The organism is Saccharopolyspora ipomoeae (assembly GCF_029952525.1).
GTDB classification, from domain to species: domain Bacteria; phylum Actinomycetota; class Actinomycetes; order Mycobacteriales; family Pseudonocardiaceae; genus Saccharopolyspora; species Saccharopolyspora ipomoeae.
Genome location: NZ_JASAOF010000001.1, coordinates 353,350 through 379,300 on the forward strand (window position 1 = coordinate 353,350; position 25,951 = coordinate 379,300).

The following is a 25,951-nucleotide window of genomic DNA, read 5'->3' on the forward strand; positions in this document are numbered from 1 at the left end:
CGGAGCTTCAAAAAGCCGGCCAGGGGATCGCGGGCCAGTCCCCGGACGGTTCCGGGTAGACCCCCGCTTCGAGCAGCCGGTCGATGCGGGTGCTCACGGCCTGCACCTCTTTGATCGTGAGGTGGTCGGAGAGCTCCTCGGCGAGGTCCCCCTCCATGAGGGCGCGGACCTCGCCGAGCCGCTCCAGCTCGGCCTCGCCGACGCGCTCGCCGATCCAGCCCCACAGGACCGTGCGCAGCTTGTCGTCGGTGTTGAGGCTGACGCCGTGGTCGACGCCCAGCACCCGGCCGTCGGGGGCGCGCAGGATGTGCCCGCCCTTGCGGTCGGCGTTGTTGATCACGATGTCGAGCACCGCGAGCCGCCGCAGCTGGTCGTGGTCGGCGTGGGCGAGCACCACCGGATCGCCGTCGGGGTCCTGGGCGCGCAGCACCTGCCGCCAGCCGTCGCGGACCTCGCTGGGGTGGGTGATGTCGACGAGCTGCGCGTCCTCCTCGGCCTGCTCGTCGATCCACAGCTGCACCATGCCGGGCCCGAACGGGCCGTCGCGGAGCAGCGTCGGCGGGATCAGGCCCCAGCCCGTCGCCTCCGAGATCAGGTAGGACGCGACCTCGCGGCCGGCCAGGGTGCCGTCGGGGAAGTCCCACAGCGGGCGCTCGCCGCGCACCGGCTTGTAGACGCACTCACCGGAGAGGCCGTCGAGCTCCACCGAGCAGAACAGCGTCGCGTTGGACGCCTCGACGAGCCTGCCCTGGATCTCCAGCCGCCCGTGGCGCAGCAGCTCGCAGGTCGCGGGCTCCTCGACGGCCACGGGGCTCAGACCTCGTCCGAGCGCCGGTAGCCGTTCTGCCGCGGGCAGATGTGACCAGCCGGGTCCAGCGGTTCGCTGCACAGCGGGCACGGCTTGCGACCTGCGCTGATGACCCGCTCGGCGCGTTCCGCGAAGGCGCGGGCGTGCACCGGGCTGAGGAACACGCGCAGCGCGTCCGGCCCCTCCTCGGTGTCGTCGAGGACGACCGACTCGTCGATCTCCTCCTCGGTGACCGCGAGCAGTTCGACGACCACGGCCTCGGACTCGGCGTCCCAGCCCAGGCCCATCGTGCCGACGCGGAACTCCTCGTCGACCGGGACCGAGAGCGGTTCGGTGTCGACGAGCTCCTCGGGCGTGGAGCCGGGCAGGTCGGCGTCGAACCGGCGCTGCACCTCGTCGAGGAGCGCACCGATCCGCTCGGCCAGGACCGAGACCTGTTGCTTTTCCAATTGCACGCTGACCGTGCGGACGTCCTCGGACGCCTGCAGGTAGAAGGTGCGATCGCCGGGTTCCCCGACCGTTCCGGCGACGAATCGGTCGGGTTGGCGGAAGACGTGGATGACACGAGCCATGACCCCTCCGACACTAGGCCACCGAGCGCACGTCGTGCGCGACTGGCCCCCGTTTTGTACATCACCTTCCGGTGCAACGCGGTGACCAGGGATGACCCTCCCCCGCGGGAGCGTGTTCGCTGTTGGTGAACTGCGGCGCGGCACGCTGACTGCCGATACGCTCGCGGCAAGATCAGCGGTGTTCGAGCCGACCGGGGCTCGAACCGACCGGATGGAGCACGCCGATGAGCACGCGCGAACTGACCCGCCCGCCGAGGCTGCGTCCGGGTGCCGTGGTGGCGGTGGTCGCTCCGGCCGGCCCGGTGCCCGCGGAGCTGCTGGAGACCGGCCTCGCCCTGCTGCGCGACTGGGGGCTGGAGGTCCGCGTCGGCAAGCACGTCCTGGACCGCCACCCGCGCCTGGACTACCTCGCGGGCACCGACGCCGACCGGGCCGCCGACCTGCAGCAGGCCTGGTGCGACCCGGAGGTCGAGGCGGTGTTCTGCGCGCGCGGCGGCTACGGCTGCCTCCGCATGATCGATCACCTGGACCTCGGCGAGCTGACCGCCGCCGGACCGAAGATCCTCGTCGGGTCCAGCGACGTCACGGCGCTGCACGAGGTGTTCGCCGCCGAGCTGGGGCTGGCCACGATCTTCGGGCCGATGGTGGCGACCAAGGCGTTCGCGCACGACGACAAGGCCCGCGACCACCTGCGCCGCACCCTGTTCACGCCGGAGGCCGTGACGATACTGACCGGCCGCAACGCGGCGACGATGGTGCCCGGGCGCGCCCTGGGCGTCACCTACGGCGGAAACCTGAGCCTGCTCGCGGGATCGCTGGGCGCGGGCCTGGCCGCCCGGCCGCCGGAGCGCGGCATCGCGCTGCTGGAGGACGTCACCGAGGAGCCCTACCGCCTCGACCGGTTCCTGATCCAGCTGATCCGCGCGGGCTTCTTCAAGGGCGCGGCCGGGATCGCGCTGGGCTCGTGGACCGACTGCGGCCCGGTGGAGGAGGTCCGCGCGATGCTGGAGAACCTCCTGGGCGACCTCGGCGTCCCGATCCTCTGGGAGCTCGGCTTCGGCCACTGCGAGGCCCAGCGCACCGTCCCCCTCGGCGTCGCAGCAGAGCTCGACGCCGACGCCCAACGCCTCTCCGTCCTCCAACCCGCCCTTCGGTAGGGAGCGCGAGGTTTTCATGAAAACTGTCCCACCCCACGAGACCCCAACCCTGAGGACCGAGTCCGTGAGGTGGGGAAGTTTTCATGAAAACCTCGCCTCTCCCGGGACCCCAGGGGTGGGGAAGTTTTCATGAAAACCTCGCGTAGGTTCGGGGTGTGCGTGTGCGGGCGATCTCTCCTGAGGCACTGGTGGACGAGGTGGTGGAGCGGGTCGACGCCCTTCCCGGGCGGCGGCTGCGGGTAGCCGTTGACGGGGCCGAGGCCGCCGGGACCGGCGAGTTCGCGGATCGGCTGGTGCCGCCGCTGCGGGAGCGGAGCCGCGAGGCCGTGCGGGTGCGGGCCGCGGACTACCTGCGCCCCGCGTCGGTGCGGCTGGAGCACGGCCACCACGACCCGGACTCCTACTACCTGTCCTGGTTCGACACCACGGGCCTGGCCCGCGAGGTCCTCCGCCCGCTCGCCGCGGACGGGACCGGGCGGGTGCTGCCCGCGCTGTGGGATCCCGAGGCCGACCGCTCCCCTCGCCTGAACCGCGTGTCGCTGCCGGAGCGCGGAGTGGCCATCGTCGACGGACCGCTGCTGCAGGGCGTGGGCCTGGACTTCGACCTCGTCGTGCACCTCTGGCTCTCCGACGGAGCGCTGCGGCGCCGCACACCGGAGGACCGCCACTGGACGCTGCCCGCGTTCGAGCGCTACGCCGAGGAGGTCGACCCCACCTCCCTGGCGGACCTCGTGGTCCGCGTCGACCACCCGGACCGCCCGGCGATCATCGACAGCTTCAGCTGAGCGTCCGCCGGAGCCGTTGCGCAGCCGTCCGGACAGTTTTAGCCATAACTGTCCGGGCAAAAAGGACATTGATCATGGGTGATTGTGGCTAAAACTGTCGCCCTCCCGGAGTCACGCCACCCGGCGCGAGGTGCTCGGAACCGCGGCGAGGAGGGTTCTGGTGTAGTCGTGCTGCGGGTCGAGGAGGACCTGCTCGACCGTGCCGAGCTCGACGATCTCGCCCCGGTACATCACCGCCACCCGATCCGCGATGTTCCACGCCAGACCCAGGTCGTGGGTGATGACCAGCGTTGACAGCCCGCGCTCGACCCGGAGGCCCAGCAGCAGGGAGAGGATCTCGCCGCGGACCGTGGCGTCCAGCGAGGCGACCGGCTCGTCGGCGATGAGCACCTCCGGCTCCAGCACCAGCGCCCCCGCGATCACCACGCGCTGGCGCTGACCACCCGAGAGCTCCTGCGGGAACCGGGACAGGAACTCCTCCGCAGGCCGCAGCTCCGCCGCCTCCAGCGCCGCGACGACCCGGCCCGGCTCATCGTCGGTGATGCCGTGGATCCGCAGCCCTTCGGCCACCGCCTCGTAGACGGTGTGCCGCGGGTTGAGCGCCCCCGTCGGGTCCTGCAGCACCAGCTGCACCTTCCGCCGGTAGTCCCGCAGCGCCGACGAACCCGTCGGCAGCGCGGCACCGCCGAAGCGCACCTCCCCGCCGGTCGGCCGCTGCAGCCCGAGCAGCGTGCGCGCCAGCGTCGTCTTGCCGGAACCGGACTGACCCACCAGCGCGACGATCTCGTTGCCGCCCACCTCCAGGTCCACCCCGCGCACCGCGCGCACGACCTTCCCGGACCGGCTGCGGAAAGTCACCTCCACACCGGAGGCCGACAGCAGCGGTGCACCGGCCGAGCCGCCCTCGGTGAGCCGGAACCGCTGGTCCCCCACCGTCGGGAACGCCTCGGCCAGCGCCTTGCTGTGCTCGTGCTGCGGCCGGGTCATCACCTGCTCCGTCGGCCCGTGCTCGACGACCTCTCCCCGGTACATCACCGCCAGCCGGTCGCAGGTCGCCGACAGCACCGACAGGTCGTGGCTGATCATCACCAGCGCGATGCCGCGCTCGGCGACCAGCCGCTTGAGCAGCTCCAGCACCTGCGCCTGCACCACGACGTCCAGCGCCGTGGTCGGCTCGTCGGCGATGACCAGGCGCGGTTCGCAGGCCAGCGCCATCGCGATCATGACCCGCTGCTTCTGACCGCCGGAGAGCTCGTGCGGGTAGGCACCCGCCCGGTCGGCGGGCAGCTCGACCTGCGCCAGCAGCTCCGCCACCTTCGCCTTGAGGTCGCCCTTGCCGCCGTGCAGCCGGATCGGCTCGGCGATCTGCTCGCCGATGGTGCGCACCGGGTTCAGCGCGTGCATCGCGCCCTGGAACACCACCGACGCACCGGCCCAGCGGACCGCGCGCAGCCGGCCGAAGCTCATCTCGCGCACGTCCTCGCCGTCCAGCAGCACCTCGCCCTCGACGCGGGCGGTGCGCGGCAGCAACCGCAGCACCGACATCGCGACGCTCGTCTTGCCGCAGCCGGATTCGCCTGCCAGACCGAGGGTTTCGCCCGGCTCCAGGCTCAGGTCCACACCGGACACGGCGGGTTCGCTCGCGCCGCCGTAGGTGATCGACACGTCGCGCAGTCGCAGAATCGGACTCACCGCCGCCCCCGCAGCCTCGGGTTGAACACCGCTTCCAGCGCCCGGCCGCACAACGTGAAACCGAGCACCACCAGCACGATTCCCAGACCGGGCGGCAGCAGGTACCACCAGGCCCCGCCGGTGACCGCGCCGGTGTCCATCGCCGATTTCAGCATCGTCCCCCAGGAAACCCGGCTGGGATCGCCGAGACCGAGGAAGGACAGCGTGGATTCGGCGATGATCGAGCTCGCCACGGCCAGCGTGGTGTTCGCGAACACCAGCGGCAGCACGGCGGGCAGCACGTGCTTGCCGATCACGTGGCCGTGCCCCGCGCCGAGCGCGCGGGCGCGTTCGATGTAGGGCCGGGCCTCGATGGTGAGCGTCTGCGCCCGCACCACCCGCGCGGTGTGCGGCCACGAGGTCACGCCGATGGCGAGCACGATCGTCCACAGCCCGCGTTCGAGCACCGTCGACAGCGCGATCGCCAGCACCAGCGAGGGCAGCACCAGGAAGAAGTCGGTGAACCGCAGCAGGATTCGCGAGGTCCAGCCGCCGAAGTGCGCGGCCACGACCCCCACCAGCGCGCCGATGCACACCGACAGCACCGCCGCCGACAGCCCGACGACCAGCGACACCCGCGCGCCCCACCAGGTCAGCAGCAGCACCGAACGCCCGGATTCGTCGGTGCCCAGCGGGTATTCGGCGCTGGGCGCCTGCAGCGCCGCCCCGGTCGCGCGGGTGACGTCGAGCCCGGCCGAATCGGTGAGCACCGGCGCCAGCAGCGCCAGCAGCACGATCGCGGCCAGCAGGAGCAGGCCCGCCAGGCCAGCTCGGTCGGCGCGGAAGACCCGCCAGCCCTCGGCGAAGCGCTCCTTGCGGCGCGCGCGCACGACCTGGGAAGCGTTGGGGGCGCTCATGATTCGCGCACCCGGGGGTCGATGACCCGGTAGAGCAGGTCGGCCAGCACGTTCATCACCACCACGCTCCCCGCCAGCACGATGAAGATGCCCTGCAGCAGCGGCAGGTCCGGAACCCGCAGGGCTTCGAAGGTCAGCAGCCCGAGACCGGGCCAGGAGAACACCGTCTCGACGGTGATCGCACCGGCGATCACCAGGCCCAGCCGCAAGAAGATCAGCGTCACGGTCGGCAGCAGCGCGTTGGGCACGGCGTGCCTGCTGCGCACCAGGTCCTCGCGCAGTCCCTTGGCGCGCGCGGTGGTCAGGTAGTCCTCGCCCATCTCCTCCAGCAGCGAGGAGCGCATCACCATCAGGTACTCGGCGTAGATGACGGCGAGCATCGTCAGCACCGGCAGCACCATGTGGTGGGCGACGTCGAGGACCTGCGGCAGCAGCCCCGGCGGCGCGTCCGGGCTGGAGATGCCGCCGACCGGGAACAGCCCCGGGATCGGGCCGACCCCGACGCCGAAGGCCATGAGCACGATCAGACCCAGCCAGAACGTCGGCACCGACCACAGCGCCAGCGCCACCGAGCTCGCGGTCTTGTCGAACGCCCCGCCGTGCTTCCACGCCGCTCGCGAGCCCATCCACAGCCCGAGCAGGATCGCCAGCACGGTGGCGGTGCCCACCAGCAGCAGCGTCGGCCCGACGCGTTCGAGGATGAGCTCGCCGACCGGGCGGCTGTAGGTGTAGGAGGTGCCGAGGTCGCCGCGCAGCAGGTTGCCGAGGAAGTCCAGGAACTGCTTCCACAGCGGCTGGTCCAGGCCGAGCCGCTCGCGCAGGTCGGCGATCTGCTGCGAGGTCATCGGCGCACCGCGGGTCATGGTGCGCACCGGGTCGCCGGGCATCACCCGGAACAGGAAGAAGCCGAGCACGGCGACCAGCAGCAGGCTCACCAGCCCGCCGCCGATCTTGCCGCCGACGAAGCGCAGCGACCGGCCGCCGTTGCCGGAGGCCGGTTCCTGCGCGTCCACAGTGGTCAGAAGGTCCGACACGCGGTCACTCCCGGTCGTCCGCGGTGGCCCGGCGCCGCACCACGACCACCACGCCCACCAGCACGATCACCACGACAACGCCGCCCAGGACCCAGGCGACGGTGGTGTAGTTCGTGCCGCCGGAACCGCTGACGGCCTGCTCTGTGGGATCGGCGCCGTAGTAGCCCCAGTAGCCCTGCTGCCCGGTGATCACGCCCTCGGTGGCCGGCTGCAGCTGGAAGCCGTTGTAGCGGTCGCTGCGGTAGGCCTCCAGCGAGTTGCCGTAGTACAGCACCAATCCGGTGGCCTGGTCGTAGAACCGCGACTGCAGCCGCTTGACCAGGTCGATCCGCTTGGCGGGGTCGAACTCGGCGAGCTGCTCGGCGTAGAGGTCGTCGTAGACCGGGTCGCACTGCAGGGTGTCCGGGGTGCCGTTGCCGTCGGGCGTCGGGCGGGCGCCGCAGGTCTGCAGCCGCAGCACGTAGTCCGGGTCGGGGTTGGCCGACCAGCCGCTGATGACCATGTCGAAGTCGCCGGCGGTGGTGCGGTCGTTGAGCTGGTTGTCGGAGATCGGCTGCAGCTCGACGTTGATGCCCAGGTCGGCCAGCCAGCGCTTGACGAACTCCCCGACCTGCGCGTCGCTCGCCTCGTCGCCGTGCAGCACGAAGTCGAAGTTCAGCGGCTCGCCCTGCGGCGTGCGGCGGACGCCGTCGGGGCCTCGGGCGTACCCGGCCTCGTCGAGCATCCGGTTCGCCGCGGCCGGGTCGAAGGTGCGCGGCTGCGGCGGGTTCCAGTGGTAGTCGTCGAAGATCGGCGGCAGGTATCCGCCGCCGACCTGCCCGTAACCGCCGAGAACCCGGTCCACGAGGGCTTTCCGGTCGATGCCGAGGTCGATGGCCTGCCGGACGCGGAGGTCCTTCAGCGCCGGGTGCCCGGTGCCGATCGGCTGGTTCTCGCTGTTGGTGGCGCCGGGGTTGAGGATCATCTCGTAGAACCGGCGGCCCTGGCCCTTGACCTGGGTGATGTCGGGCTGGTCGGCGAGCGCGTCGAACTGGGCGGGCGTGAGCTTCTGGACGACGTCCACGTCGCCCTTGCGCAGCGCCTGCACCGCGGCGTCGCTGTTCTTGAACTGGATGAACTGCAGCTCGGCGACCTTCGGCGCACCGCGCCAGAAGTGCGGGTTGGCGGTGAGCGTGACGTCCTGCTCCGCCCGGTACCCGGTGAGCGAGTAGGGCCCGCTGCCGACGACGGGCATCTGGTCGTTGGCGAAGTTCGCGACGTCGGTGACCTTCGACCACACGTGCTCGGGCACGATCGGCGCGTCGATGGCCAGCATCGTGGCCTGCGGCGTCTTGGTGCGGATGACCAGCGTCTGATCGTCGGGCGCGGTGACCTGGTCGAAGTTCTCGACGAAGTTGCCGTTGGCGGTGGCCGCGGCCGGATCGCTCATCATCCGGTTGTAGGTGTAGGCGGCGTCGCGGGCGGTCACCGGCCGCCCGTCGGACCAGGTGACACCGGGCCGGATGTGGAAGGTCCAGGTGAGCTTGTCCGGTGTGGACTCCCACCGCTCCGCCAGCTCCGGTCCGACCCCGAAGTCCTGGGCGTTGTAGGTGGTCAGCGTCGGGTAGATCGCCCGGAAGAGGTCCGTGGCGGCCAACGAGTAGCCCAGGAACGGGTTCAGCGAGTCGATCTGCTGCTGCAGTCCGACGCGCAGCGTGGCGCCCTGGGGGCGCTCCCCGTTCTCCTGCGCCGACCCCGGTACCGGCAGCAGCAAGCCGACCAGCAACGCGGCCCCCAGCGCGACGAGTCGTCTACGCACGTGCGGCCCCCTTCATCCTCGCGCGAATGGAAAGAAGGAACCACCTCTTGCTGCTGTTAGTCAATGCTTCACCACGGGTTGTCGCGAACCCGCGTCCCGAACTACAGATCGCCCCAGCGTGCGGGCTGCCACTGCACGCATTCCGGCTTGGCGCCCGTCCGGGTGAACTCGTCGAGGGCGGCGCGGAGTTCGCGGAACGGCAGCACTGCGCTGCGGGGGAACTTCAGCGTGCTGCCCGCGTCGAAGGCCAGCGCGGGCGCGTCCGGTGACGGCTGCGGGTTGCAGCTGTGCCAGGACGTCATCTCGCCCTCGTCGTCCTCCTCGGTGAAGTTGAGGACTCCGAGCTCGCTGTCGGCGTCGGTGACGACCCGGATCTGCTCGTACGGCCCGGGCGCGTCGGGGTCGGCGTGCGGCCGGTCCCAGACGTAGACGTGCCCGGCGGCGTCGCCCGGGGAGCGCAGCAGCCGGTCGACGAGTTCGGCCTTGTCGTCCTCGCTCTGCGCGTAGAGCCGCTCGCCGTCGACGACCGCGGTGGTGACGGTGACGCCGAGCTCGGTGTTGCGGGCGCCGATCGCCTCGGCCTTGAGCCCTTCCAGGCAGGTCCGGGCCTCGGTCAGCGCCTTCATCGCCGCGCCCTGGTGGTAGACCAGATCACCCCAGTACGGGTGGCCGAGGACCTTGTTCAGGTCGTCGTAGACGGCGCGGGTCTCGTCGATCAGCTTGTCCAGGGCGTCGACGGGTACGTCGGTCAAACGCGCGAAGACCACCGCCGGCGGCTCCAGCGTTGCGTGCGGGTCGGGCTCATCCTGTGCTGGATTCGACATGCCTTCCCTGCATCCACTTCGATCACGGGCACCAGCGCGGGCGCCCCAAGCCCAGCTCGTTCGCTCCGAGGCTACCGCGCGTCATCCGGCCGTCTCGCAGCGCATCCGGATGATCTTCCGTCCGGCTCAACCGGCCCAGTCGCTGAGCACTTCCAGAGCTCCGTGGTCGCGGCGCGCGGCCAGCGACAGCAGCGCGCGGCCGACCCCGTCGGCGTCGCCGAGGCCGAGATCGTCGACGAGCTCCGGCGGCAGGCTCAGCGCCGAGAGCGCGACGCCGAGCATCCCGGCGTCGAGCAGTCCCGCGCCGCGCCGGCTGATCCGGCGGCCGACGGCGGAGTGCAGCTGCACGGCGGTGTCGACGCTGGCCCGGCTGATCCGGCCGAGCAGCCCGCGGACCTCCGGATTGCGCACGCCCTCCAGGTGCAGCTCGAACAGCGCGAGGAACTGGGCGCGGGCGTTGCCCGACATGCGCTGCAGCATCGCCGCGTACAGGGCGGTCACGTCATCGGGCCCGATGTCGTCGGGGATCTGGGTGCAGAGCGCTTCGAGGGCGGCGACGTGCCGCTCGGCGAGGTAGTGCGCGATCGCCTCGAACAGGGCGTTGCGCGTCGGGTAGTAGTTCTTGGTGGTGCCCTCCGGGACCCGCGCCTCGCGGTCGATCGCACGATGCGTCAGCCCGCGGCCGCCGTCCCGTGCGAGCACCTCGATGGCGGCGTCGGCGAGCAGTTCCCGACGGTTTCCTCGCTGCGTCATGCATCCCCTAGATCTCGCTCGAGTTGACCAAGATCGTATCCCCGACACCACGCCGGTGGTACCAGGGCACGCGGGGGACTCGCAGCGCAAAGCCGCGGGAGTCGTGAAATGGGCGGCGGAGCCGCTGCTCCAGGTGTGGGACTCGGCCCGGACCGCCGCCGAGCCGATCGGGTTCGGCTACCGGCACCGCCGAGCAAACACAGCAGCAGTCCGTATTAGCAGCGGTTGATCATCACTGGAGGGCGCCGAGCTGCTGGGCCAGCTCGGTGATGCGGCGCAGCTGGGCCGCGCGTTCGGCCGCTAGCTGCTGCTCGGGATCGACGGCCTCGTCCGCCAGGGCCAGCAGCGACAGCGTTTCGCGCACCGCGCCCTCCGGTGGCGCCGTCACCGCCTCGACGAGTCCGTCGACCGCCGCGTCCAGCTGGTCGGGTTCCACGACCCGGTTGGCCAGGCCGATCCGCAGCGCCTCCTCCGCGGTGACCTCCCTCCCGGTCACGCAGATGTCCACGGCGCGCGCGTACCCGACGGCGCGCACCAGCGGCAGCGTGCCGCCGAGATCGGGCACCAGCCCGAGACCGGTCTCGGCCATCCGCAGCCGCGCGTCGTCGGCCAGCACCCGCAGGTCGCAGGCCAGCGCGAGTTGGAACCCGGCGCCGATCGCATGCCCCTGAACGGCGGCGATCGTGACCCTGTCGGGCTCGCGCAACCAGCTGAACGCCTGCTGGTAGCCGCCGATCTCGGCGTCGGACTGCTCGGTGGGGCGCTCGGCCAGCGCCGCCAGACCCGGAGCGCCGTCAGCCCCGTCGGGGCTGAACATCCTCCGGTCCAGACCGGCCGAGAACGCCCGACCGGCCCCGCGCAGCACGACGACCCGGATCTCCGCACCCAGCGACCGGCCGATCTCCCGCAACGCCTGCCAGGTGTGCGGGGTTTGCGCGTTGAGCTTGTCCGGGCGGTCCAGCGTGATGGTGGCACGCCGCCCGTGGATCGTGAGCCCCACACCGCCACGATCCAACAGGCCGACGTCCACTACCGACTCCGCCAAGCGGACCTCCACTGCTGACGGCACGACCGGAGCCGGTCGGCCGCCGAGTTCACTTCTTCTTGGACCGGGTCGCCCCGCCGCGGCCACGCAACTGCACGCCTGATTCGCTCAGGACCCGGTGCACGAAGCCGTAGGACCGGCCGGTCGATTCCGCCAGTGCGCGGATGCTCGCCCCCTTCTCGTACTTCTTTCTCAGATCACTGGCCAGCTTGTCGCGCGCGCTTCCCGTAATGCGCGCGCCCTTCTTCAGCTCAGCCACGGTGTCCCCGCCTTCCCTCTGAGCAGGTCGGGCCTCGCGACCCCTGTCAGCGCAATGATCGAACAGGAAAGGCCCGAACGCCAGGCGATCATGGAAAAAAGATCGGCCATCGGTCGAGATGTGGGCGCGGCGATCACCGGAATGCACTAATCCATCCGTAGTAGCGACCCGGCGGGGTGCACGGAGCGCTACGCCAACTGGACCAAGTCCAGGTAATCGGCCGACCAGTGGTCCTCGGTGCCATCCGGCAACAGGATGACCCGTTCGGGCTCCAGCGCTTCCACCGCGCCCGGGTCGTGGGTGACCAGCACGACGGCGCCGGTGAAGTTGCGCAGCGCGTCGAGGACCTGCTCGCGGCTGGCCGGGTCGAGGTTGTTCGTCGGCTCGTCCAGCAGCAGCACGTTGGCCTGGCTGGAGACCAGCCCGGCCAGCGCCAGCCGGGTCTTCTCACCGCCGGAGAGCGTGCCCGCGGGCTGCTGCAGCTGCTCGCCCTGGAACAGGAACGTGCCCAGCAGGTTGCGCAACTGCTGCTCGGGGGCGTCCGGTGCGGCGGTGCGGACGTTCTCCCAGACCGTGGCGTCGTGGTCGAGCGTCTCGTGCTCCTGCGCGAAGTACCCGATGCGCAAGCCGTGACCTGGGACGACACCGCCGGAATCCGGGGTCTCCTGGCTGCCGAGCAGCCGCAGCAGGGTCGTCTTGCCCGCACCGTTGAGGCCGAGCACCACGACCTTGGAGCCCCGGTCGATGGCCAGGTCGACGCCGCTGAAGATCTCCAGCGAGCCGTAGGACTTGGACAGGCCGTCGGCGGTGAGCGGGGTCTTGCCGCAGGGCGCCGGGTCCGGGAAGCGGATCTTGGCGACCTTCTCCGCCGCTTGCTCCGTCTCGGCCGAGGCCAGCAGCTTCTCGGCGCGCTTGGCCATGTTCTGCGCGGCGACGGCCTTGGTGGCCTTGGCGCGCATCTTGTCGGCCTGCGTCATCAGCGCCGAGGCCTTCTTCTCGGCGTTGGCGCGCTCGCGGCGGCGGCGCTTCTCGTCGGCGGCGCGGGCGTCCTGGTAGCGGGTCCAGTCCATGTTGTAGACGTCGGCCTCACCGCGGATCGCGTCGAGGAACCACACCTTGTTGACCACCGCCGACAGCAGGTCGATGTCGTGGCTGATGACCACCAGACCGCCGTCGTGGTTCTTCAGGAAGTCGCGCAGCCAGCTGATCGAGTCGGCGTCGAGGTGGTTCGTCGGCTCGTCCAGCAGCAGCGTCGTCGCCGACCGGCCGCCCGGACCGGCCTCGGAGGCGGCGAACAGGATGCGGGCCAGCTCGACGCGGCGGCGCTGACCACCGGAGAGCGTGCTCAGCGGCTGGTTGAGCACCCGGTCCGGCAGGCCCAGGTTGCTGCAGATCCGCCCGGCCTCGCTCTCGGCGGCGTACCCGCCGCGGGCGCCGAAGCGCTCCTCCAAGCGGCCGTAGCGGTTGATGGCCTTGTCCCGCTCGCGGTCGTCCACGAGCTCGGCCATCGCGGTCTGCGCCTTCTCCATGTCGCGGACCAGCTGGTCGAGGCCGCGGGCGGAGAGCACTCGGTCCTTGGCGGTGACGGTCAGGTCGCCCTCGCGCGGGTCCTGCGGCAGGTAGCCGACCTCGCCGCGGCTGGTCACGTCACCCGCGTGCGGCTGGCCCTCGCCCGCGAGGACCTTGAGCGTGGTGGTCTTGCCCGCGCCGTTGCGGCCGACCAGGCCGATCCGGTCGCCGGGCTGGACGCGCAGGGTGGCGTCGGAGAGCAGGATGCGGGAACCGGCGCGCAGTTCCAGGCCGGTGGCTGAGATCAAGGAGAACTCCGGGGACGAGGTGGTCTGCGTGGCATGAGTGCGCCCACCGGCGAGAACGGGTGGGCGTGCGGGGCGCGGGTGCTAATCGACGCGCGGGGTGGCGCGGGAACGCACCAGGAATCGCTTGCTGACCACGTCCTCAACTGTACCGGTCGCGATCCAGCGAATTTCCGCTGCGGTGGAGCTCACCCCGCGTCGCGGATCTCGATCTCGACCGCGACGGCCCGCCGGGCGGCGTCGTCGAGGACCGCGCGGCGGGGTTCGGGGACGTCGAGAACCCGCTGCTCGGCGCGGTCCAGCAGGCCGGTCAGCCTGCGGTCCTCGCGCAGCGCCTGCAGCGCCTTGTGGTCGCCGCCGAGGACGAGGCCGTCGAGCTCTCCCGCCACCGGCAGCAGCGTCCGGGCCACGGCGTCGGCGGCCGAGGCCAGCGAGCGGGCCGACTGGCCCTCGCGGCGGCGGGCGAAGCGCTGCTGCGACCAGCCGCCCGCCTTGTTCCGGCCGTGCACCAGGTGCCGGTCGGTGCTGGAGGACTCCACCACCCCGTCCACCGCGACGCCGACGCTGTGCGCGCCGAGCCGGACCAGCACCAGGCCGATCCGGCGGGCCGCCGAGACGTGCTCGACCAGCGACGACACCGCGAGACCGGGCTGCTCGCCGTGCGGTTCCGGGAGTTCCCCGAAGGGCACGGCGACGGTCGCCGTCGCGCCGTCCCCGGCGGTGACCAGCACCTGCCGCGGTCGCAGCAGGGTCGTGGCGGCGCCGTCGTGCTTGGCCGCGAAGCGCTCGAACCAGCCCTGGACGCGGTCCGGCGCCACTTCCACGGCGCGGCCGCCGCCCGCGAGCTCCCGGACCCGGCTCATAGGACGAAGGTGTCGTTCCACAGCTGCGTGGTGCGGCCCGAGAGGGCCTCCAGCAGCGCGGCGGCCTGGTCGTCGGTGAGCGAGGCGACGAAGTCGATCACCGCGCGGCCCCGGGCCAGCGTCGAGACCGCGACGCCCTCGGGCAGCAGCGCGGCGGGCAGCTCGTCGAACTCCTGGCGGGCCAGGTCCAGCAGGTCGCGAAGCCGGTGCGGGGCCACCTCGGCCTCGTCGACCAGCCACCCGTCGAGGGCCTCGACCAGGTTGCTGATCAGCCGGTCCTGCCCGCGCTGGTGCAGGGCCAGGTCGGGGCGCTGCAGCACGAAGTGGCGGTGCACGAACTTGAGCACCTGCACCTCGTGCCACTGGTCCGGCTTCAGCGACACGTGGCCCGAGCGCGGTTCGATCTCGGTTTCGACGCGGACGCCCTCGACCAGCCGCCGGGTCCAGTCGCCGGAGAAGCGCACCACGGTCTGCTCGGCCTGCTGGGAGCGGTCGAAGGGCCTTTCGAGGAGGTTGATCGCCAGCTCAGTGCGCACCTTCTTCACCGCGGCGGCGAACGCCTCGTCGTCGGCGATCCAGTCGTCCTTGTCGTGCAACCGGCGGCGCAGCAGCTCCAGCGAGGCGCCGGGCCGGGGATCGCCGGGGCGAACCTCGTCCTCGGCGGCGAACTCCACGCAGCGGCCCAGCCACTCCTGCAGCTCGTGGTGCACGGTCGTGAACTGCAGGATGCCGACGCGGTGGAAGTCCTCCAGGTCGTGGATCGCGTAGGCGATGTCGTCGGCGGTGTCCATCACCGAGGCCTCGACGGTCTGCTGCCACTCGGGAACGGTCTTGTCGAACGGGGTCCGCGCGTCCACGAGGTCGTCGAGCTCGGTGCTGTAGGCGGAGAACTTCGCCGCCCCGGTGCCCGGCAGCTCCGCCGGTTCCGAGGCGCCGCGAGGCAGCCGCTCGGGCTCGTGCGGCACCGCCGAGTGCCGCGTCCACGGGTACTTCAGCAGCGCGGCGCGGACGGCTGCGGTCAGGTCCAGCCCGTTGCCCTCGGTGCCGCGCACGTCGATGCGGGTCACCACGCGGTAGGTCTGGGCGTTGCCCTCGAAGCCGTCCGGCAGCGCGAAGCGCTCCCGCGCCAGCCGGTCCAGCACGCTCTCCCCCAGGTGCCCGAACGGCGGGTGCCCGAGGTCGTGGCCGAGTCCAGCCGCCTCGACGACGTCGAGATCGAGGCCGCCGAGCTCCTCGACCTTGGCGCGGCTGACCGGATCGGCCAGCAGCCGCTCGGCGATGGCGCGCGCGACCTGGGCGACCTTGAGGCTGTGGGTCAGGCGGTTGTGCAGCAGCAGGCCGGACCCGGACGGGCTGACGACCTGGGTGACCCCGCCGAGCCGTGCGAAGAACGCCGAGGCCGAGATCCGGTCGCGGTCGGCGCGGAACGGGCTCGCGGCCAGGTCACCGGGCATGGTGCGCCCGGTGCTGTCGCTGCGGCGGGCGGCGCGTGCTGGCACTTGCTGCATGCGCCTCACGTTATCGGGCAGCCACCCCGCGCCGCCCCCGGCGGGCGTGATCGAATGTTCGGGTGGCGGATGTCGTGGTGGTGGGCGCCGGACCTGCGGGTCGGGCGGCCGCCTCGGCCTGCAGCGACGCCGGGATGACCGTGGCGCTGGTGGATCCGGCGCCGCGCAGCGGCTGGGCGAGCACCTTCGGCTCCTGGGCCGACGAGCTGCCGCCCGACGTGGCGGCGTCCTCGACGGTGATGGACCGGATGCGGCTGCGCGGCACCGGCGATCACGTGTGGCACCGGCCGTACGCGGTGCTGGACAACACCGCGCTGTGGAAGCACCTGTGGCGCGGGGACATCACCGAGATCACCGGCCGCGCCGTGGCCGCCGAGCACGGTCCGACCGGCTCGACCGTGGTCCTCAAGGACGGCAGGCGGCTGGCCGCCGGGGTGGTCGTCGACGCGACCGGACCCGCGCGCACGCTCTGCGGCGGGCGTCCCGCGCATCCGCCCGCCCAGCAGACCGCGGTCGGCTGGGTCGTCGACTCCGCCACCGCCGAGCCGCTGTGCGGCCCCGGCGAGGGCGTGTTCATGGACTGGCGCTCGGCGCCGCGCACCAGGGGCGGCTGGCCGACGTTCCTCTACGCGGTGCGGCTGGGCGCGGACCGCGTGCTGCTGGAGGAGACCTCCCTGGCGCGCCGCCCGGCCCTGCCGCTGGCGCTGCTGCGCCGCAGGCTCGCCGGGCGGCTGACCGACGCCGGGATCGACCCGGAGGCGCGGCTGGACGAGGAGCGGGTGCGGTTCCCGGTCGACGATCCGCTGCCCCGCCCGGGACGCGTGGTGCCCTTCGGCGCCGCGGCCGGGTTCGTGCACCCGGCCAGCGGGTTCAGCGTGGCGCGGGCGTTGCGCTCGGCGCCGTGGCTGGCGGCGGCGCTCAGCGGCGGCCTCACCACCGGGCCCGCCACCGCCGCGCGGGCGGGCTGGCAGGTGCTGTGGCCGACGGAGGCGATGACCGCGCACGTGCTGCGGATGCGGTCGCTGCGCGCGCTGCTGTCGCTGCCTCCGGAGCTGGTGCCGGAGTTCTTCGAGGCGTTCTTCGCGCTGCCCGAGCCGCACCGGGTGGAGTTCCTGGCCGGCGAGGGCACCTCGACGGGCACGGCCCGCGCCATGTCGGCCCTCTTCGCGCGCGTACCGTGGAGCATCCGCCGTCGTCTCGTGCTGGGCGGGATGTCGCTGGGGCATCCGGCCGCGCGGCACGGACTCGGCGGAAGTTGATCTCGTCGTTATTCACCAGCACGAAAAGCGGTGAATTGTCATCCGCTTTTCGGGTTGCGACGTGAGAATCACAACGCGGGTTTTTCGAGTCGCCCAATTCATTGAACGTTCACGCAGCGTGCAAGGCGCTACCCGATAGGCTTTGCCCGTCGTCCACGCAGGGTGACCGAGTCGATTCGAAATGGTGTGCCGCGTGCGGAGCGGGCTTCGCCCGACTGATGTTCCACCCTGCTCAAGCACGCTAAGTTGGTCGACGGGAATGGCGGCGCTCCGCCGACGAGGAGGAGCTGAGATGTCGGTGAACAGATCGTGAACACGGTCGCTGGAGAAGCATGAGTCGCGGCAACATCGACTCCGTGCTCGCGCTGGTGGACGAAGTGCGCTTCGCGTTCCAGCCATTGATCAACATCAAGACCGGTGCCATCGTCGCGATAGAGGCGTTGGCCAGACCGGCGGGCGCGCACGTCCAGGACCTGTTCCGGGAAGCGGCGCGGCTGCGACGGCTCACCGAACTCGATGTGGACTTGGCGGTCAAGGCGGTGCAGGCGGCCGCGGACCACGAATCGCTGCTCCCGCTGCACCTCAACCTCTTCGGCGGCACCGTCGTGCACGACCGCGAGCGGCTGGAGCTGCTGCGCGAGAAGCTGCGCGAGGTCGGCAGGCGCGAGCACGAGGTCACCCTGGAGATCGGTCCGCCGTTCGGCCGGATCGACACCGACCAGCTGCTGGAGAGCATCGGCAAGCTGCGCTCGGACGGCTTCCAGATCGCCCTCGACGGGGTCGGCGAGGGCGACGTGCCGCTGACCCTCATCGGCGACATCGGGCCCGCCACCATCAAGCTCGACCGCGCCGTCGTGCACGGCCTGCCCGACGACCCGGCGCGCGCCGCCGTCGTCGAGTCCGTGCGGCACCTGTGCGAGTCCACCGACAGCCTGCTGGTCGCCGAGGGCGTCGAGAGCGACCGCCAGCTCAACTCGCTGCGCCGCAACGGCGTCCGCCTCGTGCAGGGCAACCTGCTGGCACCGGCCGGGCGCAGGCCGCCCACGGCCAGCACCGTGCCCGGCGTGGCCGCCGAGGTCACCGACCCGCACGCGCCGTCGATCAACACCATCGCCAGCGGCCCGCGCGTCACCGAGTTCCTCTCCCCCGCGACGATGCTGTCCATCGACGCCACCGCCGACAAGGTCCGCGAGGTGCTGGCCGACCACACCGAGATCAGCGGCGTCGTGCTGGTCGACGAGCACAACCGGCCGCAGCACACCATCGACCGCAACCGCTTCCTGCTCGCCGTCACCGGCCCCTACGGGCACGCGCTGCACGCCAAGCGCCCCGCCTCGCGGCTCGCCGACGATCCGCGCGTGGTCACCACCGCCACCACGGCGATGGAGGCGCTGAGCATGGTCACCGGCTCCGACCAGTACCGGATGTACGACGACGCGATCGTGGTCGACGAGGCCGGTCGCTGCCTGGGCGCGGTCCGGGCGGGCGACCTGATCCGCGGCATGGCGGAGATGAAGGTCGAGGAGGCCGCCGCGCTCAACCCGCTGACCCGCCTGCCGGGCAGCGACGCCATCGCCCGCGACGTGGCCCGGCGCATCGCCGCCGAGGAGATCTTCGCGGTGAGCTGGCTGGACATCGACGGGTTCAAGTCGGTCAACGACAACGCCGGGTTCTCCGCGGGCGACGACCTGATCCGCTCGATCGGCCGCGGGCTCACCGACGCCGCCGCCTCGCTGTCGTCGGTGCAGGTCGGCCACGTCGGCGGCGACGACTTCCTGCTGGTCTCCGACCTCGACGACCTGGTGCCGCTGGCCGACGCGGTGCTGGGCACCACCCGCACCGTCGGCGACACCGAGGTCACGCTGTCGCTGGCGACGCTGGTGTGCACCACGCAGACGGTCGCCGACTACGACGAGGCCTCCAGCAAGCTCGCCCCGCTCAAGAGCTCCGCGAAGCAGCTCACCGGCTCCAGCTGGGTGATGTCGAGACCGGGCTCGGACCGGGTCGAAGTCCTCCGGGGCCACGTCGCGGGAGCATCCCCGGCACCCCCACCGCCGGCCGGAGCCCCGCCGATGTTCCCCCCTCAGGCACCCCCGCCGCCTCCACCCCCGGCGTACCCGCCGCCCCCGGCATCCCCGCCGCACGGCTTCCCCACCCAAGACCCGGAGCAGATGCACCACGAGCGGTTCTGAGCAGCGCAGAAGCCCCCGGCTCCCGAAGAGGGAACCGGGGGCTCCTGCGTTGCCAGGGGACGGTTCTAGTCCGAATCACCCATGATCAAAATCCGTTTTGCCCGGCCGATTCGAGGAAGAACCGTCCTCGCTGAAGTCCTCAGACGGTGAAGCCGAGGGCCCTGAGCTGCTCGCGGCCCTCCTCGGTGATCTTCTCCGGGCCCCACGGGGGCATCCAGACCCAGTTGATCCGGAAGTCGGAGACGATGCCACCGCCCGGTCCGCCGGTGAGGGCGGCGCGGGCCTGGTCCTCGATGACGTCGGTCAGCGGGCACGCCGCCGAGGTCAGCGTCATGTCCACCGTGGCGGAGTTGTCCTGCTCGACCCGCACGTCGTAGACCAGACCGAGGTCCACCACGTTGATGCCCAGCTCCGGGTCCACGACGTCGCGGAGAGCTTCCTCGACGTCCTCCAGCTTGGCGACCTCGGCGGCCGGGGCGGCCTGCTCGGGCAGGGCGTCGGCAGTGCGCGCCTCGTCCTGCACCTGGGTCTCGTCGCTCACTTTGCCTCCTGAAAGTCTGTTGGCACCGGACTCACGCGCGGGAGACGGCGTCCTTGAACGCCATCCAGCCCAGGAGCGCGCACTTGACGCGCATCGGGTACTTCGCGACGCCCGCGAAGGCGATGGCGTCCTCCAGCACGTCCTCGTCGGGTTCGACCTTGCCGCGGCCGTGCATCAGCTCGCTGAAGGCGGCCTCGGTCTCCAGGGCCTCCTTGAGCGGCTTGCCGACGACGAGGTCGGTCAGCACCGACACCGCCGCCTGGCTGATCGAGCACCCCTGCCCCGCGTACGAGACGTCCTCGACCTTCGCGCTCTCGCCCTCGCCGGTCAACCGGACCCGCAGCGTCACCTCGTCCCCGCAGGTCGGGTTGACCTGGAAGGACTCGGCGTCGAACGGCTCCCGCAGTCCGTGCCGGTGCGGGTTGCGGTAGTGGTCCAGGATGATCTCCTGGTACATCTGCTCAAGCTGCATGTGCGCCAGTCCTCGGCGGTTCAGGCGACGCCGAAGAAGCGCTGCGCCTCGCGCACCGCGTCCACCAGCGCCTTGACCTCGTCCAGTTCGTTGTACAGGTAGAACGACGCGCGAACGGTCGCGGGAATTCCCATCCGCCGATGCAGCGGCCAGGCGCAGTGGTGTCCCACCCGGACCTCCACGCCCTGATCGTCGAGCACCTGGCCGGCGTCGTGCGGGTGCACGCCGTCGATCACGAAGGACACGGCGCCACCGCGGTTCTCGGTGCTGGTGGGGCCGATGATGCGCACGCCCTCGATCGCGCCGAGCTCGCGCAGCGCGGTCTCGGTGAGCGCGTGCTCGTGGGCGGCGACCCGGTCCATGCCCACCTCGGTGAGGTAGTCCACGGCCGCGCCGAGCCCGACGACCTGCGAGGTCATCGGCACGCCCGCCTCGAACCGCTGCGGCGGCGGGGCGAACGTGGAGCGCTCCATGTGCACGAGCTCGATCATCGAGCCGCCGCTGATGAACGGCGGCATCCCGTCGAGCAGCTCGCGGCGCCCGTAGAGCACGCCGACACCGGACGGGCCGAGCATCTTGTGCCCGGAGAACACCGCGAAGTCCACGCCCATCGCCTTGAAGTCCACCGGCGCGTGCGGCACCGACTGGCAGGCGTCGAGCACGGTCAGCGCACCCACCTCGTGGGCGCGGCGGATGATCTCCTCGCCGGTGTTGACGGTGCCCAGCACGTTGGACTGGTGGGTGAAGGCCACGACCTTCGCCCGCTCGGAGATCACCGAGGCCACGTCGGAGGTGTCCAACCGGCCCTCGTCGGTGACGCCGAACCAGCGCAGCGTGGCACCGGTGCGCTCGCACAGCTGCTGCCACGGCACGAGGTTCGCGTGGTGCTCCATCTCGGTCACCACGACCTCGTCGCCGGGGCCGAGGCGGAAGCGCTCGGCTTCCGCCCCGGCCGTCGCGGCGTTGCTCATGGCGTAGGCGACGAGGTTCACGCCCTCGGTGGCGTTCTTGGTGAACACCACCTCGTCATCCCCGACGCCGACGAAGCGCGCGATGCGTTCCCGCGCGCCCTCGTAGGCGTCCGTGGCCTCCTCGGCCAGCTGGTGCGCGCCGCGGTGCACGGCGGCGTTGGAGGTCTCCAGGAAGGAGCGCTCCGCGTCGAGCACCTGGCGCGGCCGCTGCGAGGTCGCCCCGGAGTCGAGGTAGACCAGGCGTTTGCCGTCGCGGATGGTGCGCCCGAGGATCGGGAAGTCCGCGCGGACAGCCGCGACGTCGAGTGGGGTGCTCGCACCAGTGGTGCGAGGAGGCTGCTGGGTCATGACTGGGCGGCCGCCTCCTTCTTGCCGGTGAACCGCACGTAGCCGTTGGCCTCGAGCTCGTCGGCGAGCTCGGCACCGCCGGTCTCGACGACCTTGCCGTCGGCGAAGACGTGCACGCGGTCCGGGGTGATGTGCCGGAGGATCCGGGTGTAGTGGGTGATCAGCAGAACGCCCTTGTCACCCTTCTCCTTGAAGCGGTTGACGCCGTCGGAGACGACGCGCAGGGCGTCGACGTCCAGGCCGGAGTCGGTCTCGTCGAGCACCGCGAACTTCGGGTTCAGCAGGTCCAGCTGCAGGATCTCGTGGCGCTTCTTCTCACCGCCGGAGAAGCCCTCGTTGACGCTGCGCTCGGAGAAGGACGGGTCGATGTCCAGGTCGGACATCGCCTGCTTGACCTCCTTGACCCAGTGCCGGATCTGCGGGGCCTCGCCGCGCACGGCGGTGGCCGCGGTGCGCAGGAAGTTCGACATCGACACGCCCGGCACCTCGACCGGGTACTGCATGGCGAGGAACAGGCCCGCGCGGGCGCGCTCGTCGACCGACATCTCCAGGACGTCCTCGCCGTCGAGCAGCACCGTGCCCGAGTCGATCTGGTACTTGGGGTGACCGGCCAGCGCGTAGGCCAGGGTCGACTTGCCGGAGCCGTTGGGGCCCATGATGGCGTGGATCTGACCGGAGTCGATGGTCAGGTTGACGCCCTTGAGGATCGGCTTGGCGCCTTCCTCGGTGAGGACCGAACCGTGCAGGTCCTTGATCTCCAGGGTGGCCATTTCTTCTCGTTCTCCTGGTGTGGTGGTACCGAAGGTCTGGGAATCGACGTGGCGTCAGGCGCCGACGACGGCGAGCTCTTCCTCGATCTCGGCCTCCAGGCGCTCGCGCACCTCGGGGACGTTGATCTTCTGCAGCAGCTCGCCGAAGAAGCCGCGCACGACCAGGCGGCGGGCCTGGTCCTGCGGGATGCCGCGGGCCTGCAGGTAGAACAGCTGCTCGTCGTCGAACCGGCCGGTGGCGCTGGCGTGGCCGGCTCCCTCGATCTCGCCGGTCTCGATCTCCAGGTTCGGGACCGAGTCGGCCCGCGCACCTTCGGTCAGCACCAGGTTGCGGTTGAGCTCGTAGGTGTCGGTGCCCTCGGCCGCGGCCTGGATCAGCACGTCGCCGATCCACACCGAGTGGGCCGAGTCGCCCTGCAGCGCGCCCTTGTACAGGACGTTGCTGCGGCAGTTGGGCACGTTGTGGTCGACCAGCATGCGGTGCTCGAGGTGCTGGCCGGCGTCGGCGAAGTAGAGGCCGAGCAGCTCGGCGTCGCCGCCCTTGTCCGCGTAGTTGACCGTGGTGTTCACGCGCACCAGGTCGCCGCCGAGGGTGACGGCGAAGTGGCGGAACACCGAGTCGCGGCCGAGGGTGGCGTGCTCGGAGCTGACCTGCGTGGCGTCGTCGGCGAAGTCGTGGATGGACACGACCCGCAGCTGGGCGCCGTCGGCGACGACGAACTCGACGTTGTCGCCGATGGTGCCGGAGCCGCGGTAGTCGAGGACCACGACGGCCTCGGCGAACTGCTCCGCGTGGATCTGCAGGTGGCCGAAGGCGACCTGGTCCGCGCCGGGGCCGTCGATGGTGACGGTGATCGGCCCCTCGGGCTTGGTCTCCTTGGGCACGGTGACCACGGTGGCCTCGGTGAAGGAGCTCCACGCCTGGGCCGCGACGCGGTCGGCGGGCACGCCGCCCTGGCCGATGCGCGCGTCGTCGCGACCCACGGTCTCCACGGTCGCCTCACCGGTGACCGCGACCTTGATGCTGCCGGTCGCGGTGGCGGAGCCGTCGTGCAGGCCCTTCAGGCGCTTGAGCGGGGTGAACCGCCAGTCCTCCTCGCGACCGCCCGGGACCTCGAAGGCCTCGACGTCGTAGGAGCGGAAGCGCTCCCCGCGGGAGGCCTGCGGAACGACAGGCCCCCCGTGGGAGTGCTCGGTCAGCCCGTGCTGCTGGGCGTCGGTTTCGGTGGTGCTCATCGTTAGCCGACGGCCCCTTCCATCTGCAGTTCGATCAGTCGGTTCAGTTCCAGCGCGTACTCCATCGGCAGCTCGCGCGCGATGGGCTCGACGAAGCCGCGGACGATCATGGCCATCGCCTCGTCCTCGGTCAGACCGCGCTGCATCAGGTAGAACAGCTGGTCATCGCTGACCTTGGACACCGTCGCCTCGTGGCCCATGGTCACGTCGTCGACGCGCACGTCCACGTAGGGGTAGGTGTCGGAGCGGCTGATGGTGTCGACCAGCAGCGCGTCGCACTTCACGTTCGACGAGGAGTGGTGGGCGCGCTTGGCGACCTTGACCAGACCCCGGTACGAGGTGCGGCCACCACCGCGGGCGATCGACTTGGAGACGATCGTCGAGGAGGTGTGCGGCGCCAGGTGCTCCATCTTCGCGCCGGCGTCCTGGTGCTGGCCCTCGCCGGCGAAGGCGACGGACAGGACCTCGCCCTTGGCGTGCTCGCCCATCAGGAACACCGAGGGGTACTTCATGGTGACCTTGGAGCCGAGGTTGCCGTCGACCCACTCCATGGTGGCGCCCTCTTCGGCCTTGGCCCGCTTGGTCACCAGGTTGTAGACGTTGTTCGACCAGTTCTGGATCGTCGTGTAGCGGCAGCGGCCGCCCTTCTTCACGATGATCTCCACGACGGCCGAGTGCAGCGAGTCGCTGGAGTAGATCGGCGCGGTGCAGCCCTCGACGTAGTGCACGTAGGCGCCCTCGTCGACGATGATCAGCGTCCGCTCGAACTGGCCCATGTTCTCGGTGTTGATCCGGAAGTAGGCCTGCAGCGGGATGTCGACGTGCACGCCCGGCGGCACGTAGATGAAGGAGCCACCCGACCACACGGCGGTGTTCAGCGCGGAGAACTTGTTGTCACCGGCCGGGATGACCGAGCCGAAGTACTCCTTGAAGATCTCCGGGTGCTCGCGCAGCGCCGTGTCGGTGTCCAGGAACAGGACGCCCTGGGCCTCCAGGTCCTCGCGGATCTGGTGGTAGACGACCTCGGACTCGTACTGCGCGGCGACACCCGCGACCAGCCGCTGCTTCTCCGCCTCCGGGATGCCCAGCTTGTCGTAGGTGTTCTTGATGTCCTCGGGCAGGTCTTCCCAGGTCTGGGCCTGCTCCTCGGTGGAGCGCACGAAGTACTTGATGTTGTCGAAGTCGATGCCCGACAGGTCCGCACCCCAGTTGGGCATGGGCTTGCGGTCGAAGAGCTTGAGCGCCTTCATGCGCGTCTCGAGCATCCACTCGGGCTCGCTCTTCTTGTCCGAGATGTCGCGCACGACGTCCTCGGACAGACCGCGCTTGGCGGCCGCGCCCGCGACGTCGGTGTCAGCCCAGCCGTATTCGTAGTTGCCCAGCGTCGCCAGGGTTTCTTCCTGGGTGAGCTGACCATCGGATGCGGTGGTGGGATTGCGCTGCTCCGCAGCGGCAGTCATACGGACTCCCCTCCAGCAGGAATCGGGGCGGTGTTCTGCCGGTCCTTCGGGACCGAACCGGCAGAGGTCTGTTCGGAATCCGGATCGTGCTGATCCGGATCCGTCAACCGCGCGGTTGGTACGTGCGTGGTGCAGGCCGCATCACCGTTCGCGATCGTGGCCAGCCGCTGCACGTGGGTGCCGAGGACTTCGGCGAACGCCGCCGTCTCGGCTTCGCACAGCTGCGGGAAGTCCGCAGCGACGTGCGCCACCGGGCAGTGGTGTTGGCAGAGCTGCTCGCCGCTTCCGACGCTGCGCGCCGAGGCAGCGTAGCCCTCCCGGGAGAGCGCGTCGGCGAGTACCTCCGCGCGCTCGGCCGGGGTCCGAGCGGCCACGAGGGCGTCCCGGTGGTTGGCCACCAGAGCGGCCATCCTCCGTTCCGCGAACTCGCGCACCGCCTGTTCCCCTTCGTGTTCGGCGATGAACCGCAGCGCCGCCACCGCGAGGTCGTCGTAGGCGTGTCCGAACCTCGCCCTGCCCGGCTCGGTGAGCAGGTAGAGCTTGGCGGGTCGACCACGGCCCCGACGGCCGCGCGGAGAGGACTCCCGGGTGTAGGCCTCGCCCTCGGCGACCAGCACGTCCAAGTGCCGGCGCACCGCGGTGGGACTGACCCCGAGTTCGTCGGCCACCGCAGCAGCGGTGATCGGCCCCCGTTCCAGCAGCAACCGCGCAACCGTGTGACGGGTCCGGCCGTCGCCTTGCGCAGCCGTGCCGGACTGGCCCGCAGGGCCCGTCTCGGCGGCGGCTGCGGTCGGCTGCGACGTCCCGACCTTTTTCACAACACGAATGTTACCTATTTCGATCGCACGCACCAGGGGCACGGGGCGGACACGTGATCTGACTCACCCCATTACG

Annotated in this window: 24 protein-coding genes; 4 read left to right on the forward strand and 20 right to left on the reverse strand. The window is 71.1% G+C overall.

What is annotated here, in order from left to right; translation table 11 throughout:
* Positions 1-7 precede the first annotated feature (7 nt).
* Positions 8-808 (reverse strand): SCO1664 family protein, encoded by an 801-nt coding sequence (locus QFW96_RS01705; RefSeq protein WP_281453673.1) that lies wholly within the window; start codon positions 806-808, stop codon positions 8-10.
* A 5-nt stretch (positions 809-813) separates the two neighbouring features.
* Positions 814-1,380, reverse strand: a complete 567-nt coding sequence (locus QFW96_RS01710; protein ID WP_281453674.1) for a DUF3090 domain-containing protein — start codon at positions 1,378-1,380, stop codon at positions 814-816.
* A 224-nt stretch (positions 1,381-1,604) separates the two neighbouring features.
* Here QFW96_RS01710 and QFW96_RS01715 point away from each other — a divergent pair, with 224 nt between their 5' ends.
* Together QFW96_RS01715 and QFW96_RS01720 are read left to right on the forward strand one after the other, a co-directional pair.
* Entirely contained in the window at positions 1,605-2,537 is a 933-nt protein-coding gene (locus tag QFW96_RS01715; protein WP_281453675.1) for a S66 peptidase family protein, read from the forward strand.
* Between the two features lie 155 nt (positions 2,538-2,692).
* The gene (locus QFW96_RS01720; protein ID WP_281453676.1) at positions 2,693-3,322 is read left to right on the forward strand and encodes a nucleoside/nucleotide kinase family protein; all 630 of its coding nucleotides are present in this window, start codon (positions 2,693-2,695) and stop codon (positions 3,320-3,322) included.
* A gap of 111 nt (positions 3,323-3,433) precedes the next feature.
* Here QFW96_RS01720 and QFW96_RS01725 read toward each other — a convergent pair whose 3' ends face one another.
* The 11 genes from QFW96_RS01725 to QFW96_RS01775 form a co-directional block, all read right to left on the reverse strand.
* On the reverse strand, positions 3,434-5,014 hold the full coding sequence (locus QFW96_RS01725) for a dipeptide ABC transporter ATP-binding protein (RefSeq protein WP_281453677.1): 1,581 nt from the start codon (positions 5,012-5,014) through the stop codon (positions 3,434-3,436).
* Positions 5,011-5,910, reverse strand: coding sequence for an ABC transporter permease (locus tag QFW96_RS01730; protein ID WP_281453678.1), 900 nt, complete (start codon positions 5,908-5,910; stop codon positions 5,011-5,013). The genes QFW96_RS01725 and QFW96_RS01730 overlap by 4 nt, the downstream gene beginning before the upstream one ends.
* Entirely contained in the window at positions 5,907-6,944 is a 1,038-nt protein-coding gene (locus tag QFW96_RS01735) for an ABC transporter permease (RefSeq protein ID WP_281453679.1), read from the reverse strand. Before QFW96_RS01735 ends, QFW96_RS01730 begins: the two co-directional genes overlap by 4 nt.
* Before the next feature lie 4 nt (positions 6,945-6,948).
* On the reverse strand, positions 6,949-8,742 hold the full coding sequence (locus QFW96_RS01740; RefSeq protein ID WP_281453680.1) for an ABC transporter substrate-binding protein: 1,794 nt from the start codon (positions 8,740-8,742) through the stop codon (positions 6,949-6,951).
* A gap of 101 nt (positions 8,743-8,843) precedes the next feature.
* Positions 8,844-9,566, reverse strand: coding sequence for an Imm1 family immunity protein (locus QFW96_RS01745; protein ID WP_281453681.1), 723 nt, complete (start codon positions 9,564-9,566; stop codon positions 8,844-8,846).
* 126 nt (positions 9,567-9,692) lie between these two features.
* Positions 9,693-10,319 carry a TetR/AcrR family transcriptional regulator gene (locus QFW96_RS01750; RefSeq protein WP_281453682.1) on the reverse strand — a complete coding sequence of 209 codons (627 nt, stop codon included), beginning with the start codon at positions 10,317-10,319 and terminating at the stop codon, positions 9,693-9,695.
* Positions 10,320-10,551: 232 nt separating this feature from the next.
* Positions 10,552-11,364 (reverse strand): enoyl-CoA hydratase/isomerase family protein, encoded by an 813-nt coding sequence (locus tag QFW96_RS01755; protein WP_281453683.1) that lies wholly within the window; start codon positions 11,362-11,364, stop codon positions 10,552-10,554.
* A gap of 49 nt (positions 11,365-11,413) precedes the next feature.
* Entirely contained in the window at positions 11,414-11,623 is a 210-nt protein-coding gene (locus QFW96_RS01760) for a helix-turn-helix domain-containing protein (protein WP_093260265.1), read from the reverse strand.
* Between the two features lie 188 nt (positions 11,624-11,811).
* Positions 11,812-13,440 carry an ABC-F family ATP-binding cassette domain-containing protein gene (locus QFW96_RS01765; protein WP_281453684.1) on the reverse strand — a complete coding sequence of 543 codons (1,629 nt, stop codon included), beginning with the start codon at positions 13,438-13,440 and terminating at the stop codon, positions 11,812-11,814.
* A 185-nt stretch (positions 13,441-13,625) separates the two neighbouring features.
* The gene (locus QFW96_RS01770) at positions 13,626-14,300 is read right to left on the reverse strand and encodes an acVLRF1 family peptidyl-tRNA hydrolase (RefSeq protein WP_281453685.1); all 675 of its coding nucleotides are present in this window, start codon (positions 14,298-14,300) and stop codon (positions 13,626-13,628) included.
* Positions 14,297-15,808 carry a deoxyguanosinetriphosphate triphosphohydrolase family protein gene (locus tag QFW96_RS01775; protein ID WP_425524705.1) on the reverse strand — a complete coding sequence of 504 codons (1,512 nt, stop codon included), beginning with the start codon at positions 15,806-15,808 and terminating at the stop codon, positions 14,297-14,299. Before QFW96_RS01775 ends, QFW96_RS01770 begins: the two co-directional genes overlap by 4 nt.
* 62 nt (positions 15,809-15,870) lie before the next feature.
* On the opposite strand from QFW96_RS01775, the gene QFW96_RS01780 reads away from it, so the two are divergent.
* The gene (locus tag QFW96_RS01780; protein WP_281453686.1) at positions 15,871-17,067 is read left to right on the forward strand and encodes a lycopene cyclase family protein; all 1,197 of its coding nucleotides are present in this window, start codon (positions 15,871-15,873) and stop codon (positions 17,065-17,067) included.
* Positions 17,068-17,399: 332 nt separating this feature from the next.
* Entirely contained in the window at positions 17,400-19,259 is a 1,860-nt protein-coding gene (locus QFW96_RS01785; RefSeq protein WP_281453687.1) for an EAL domain-containing protein, read from the forward strand.
* Between the two features lie 139 nt (positions 19,260-19,398).
* Here QFW96_RS01785 and QFW96_RS01790 read toward each other — a convergent pair whose 3' ends face one another.
* Genes QFW96_RS01790 through QFW96_RS01820 form a run of 7 tightly spaced genes read right to left on the reverse strand, consistent with a single transcriptional unit; the run spans position 19,399 to position 25,875 of the window.
* The gene (locus tag QFW96_RS01790) at positions 19,399-19,800 is read right to left on the reverse strand and encodes a metal-sulfur cluster assembly factor (protein ID WP_281453688.1); all 402 of its coding nucleotides are present in this window, start codon (positions 19,798-19,800) and stop codon (positions 19,399-19,401) included.
* Between the two features lie 31 nt (positions 19,801-19,831).
* On the reverse strand, positions 19,832-20,272 hold the full coding sequence (gene sufU / locus QFW96_RS01795) for a Fe-S cluster assembly sulfur transfer protein SufU (protein WP_093417153.1): 441 nt from the start codon (positions 20,270-20,272) through the stop codon (positions 19,832-19,834).
* 20 nt (positions 20,273-20,292) lie between these two features.
* Positions 20,293-21,591 (reverse strand): cysteine desulfurase, encoded by a 1,299-nt coding sequence (locus tag QFW96_RS01800; protein WP_281453689.1) that lies wholly within the window; start codon positions 21,589-21,591, stop codon positions 20,293-20,295.
* Positions 21,588-22,361, reverse strand: a complete 774-nt coding sequence (gene sufC, locus QFW96_RS01805; RefSeq protein WP_281453690.1) for a Fe-S cluster assembly ATPase SufC — start codon at positions 22,359-22,361, stop codon at positions 21,588-21,590. The genes QFW96_RS01800 and sufC overlap by 4 nt, the downstream gene beginning before the upstream one ends.
* Before the next feature lie 54 nt (positions 22,362-22,415).
* Positions 22,416-23,597, reverse strand: a complete 1,182-nt coding sequence (gene sufD / locus QFW96_RS01810) for a Fe-S cluster assembly protein SufD (protein ID WP_281453691.1) — start codon at positions 23,595-23,597, stop codon at positions 22,416-22,418.
* 2 nt (positions 23,598-23,599) lie between these two features.
* Complete coding sequence (gene sufB / locus QFW96_RS01815; RefSeq protein WP_281453692.1) at positions 23,600-25,057, reverse strand: Fe-S cluster assembly protein SufB; 1,458 nt, start codon at positions 25,055-25,057, stop codon at positions 23,600-23,602.
* Complete coding sequence (locus QFW96_RS01820; protein WP_281453693.1) at positions 25,054-25,875, reverse strand: helix-turn-helix transcriptional regulator; 822 nt, start codon at positions 25,873-25,875, stop codon at positions 25,054-25,056. Before QFW96_RS01820 ends, sufB begins: the two co-directional genes overlap by 4 nt.
* Between the last annotated feature and the right edge of the window lie 76 nt (positions 25,876-25,951).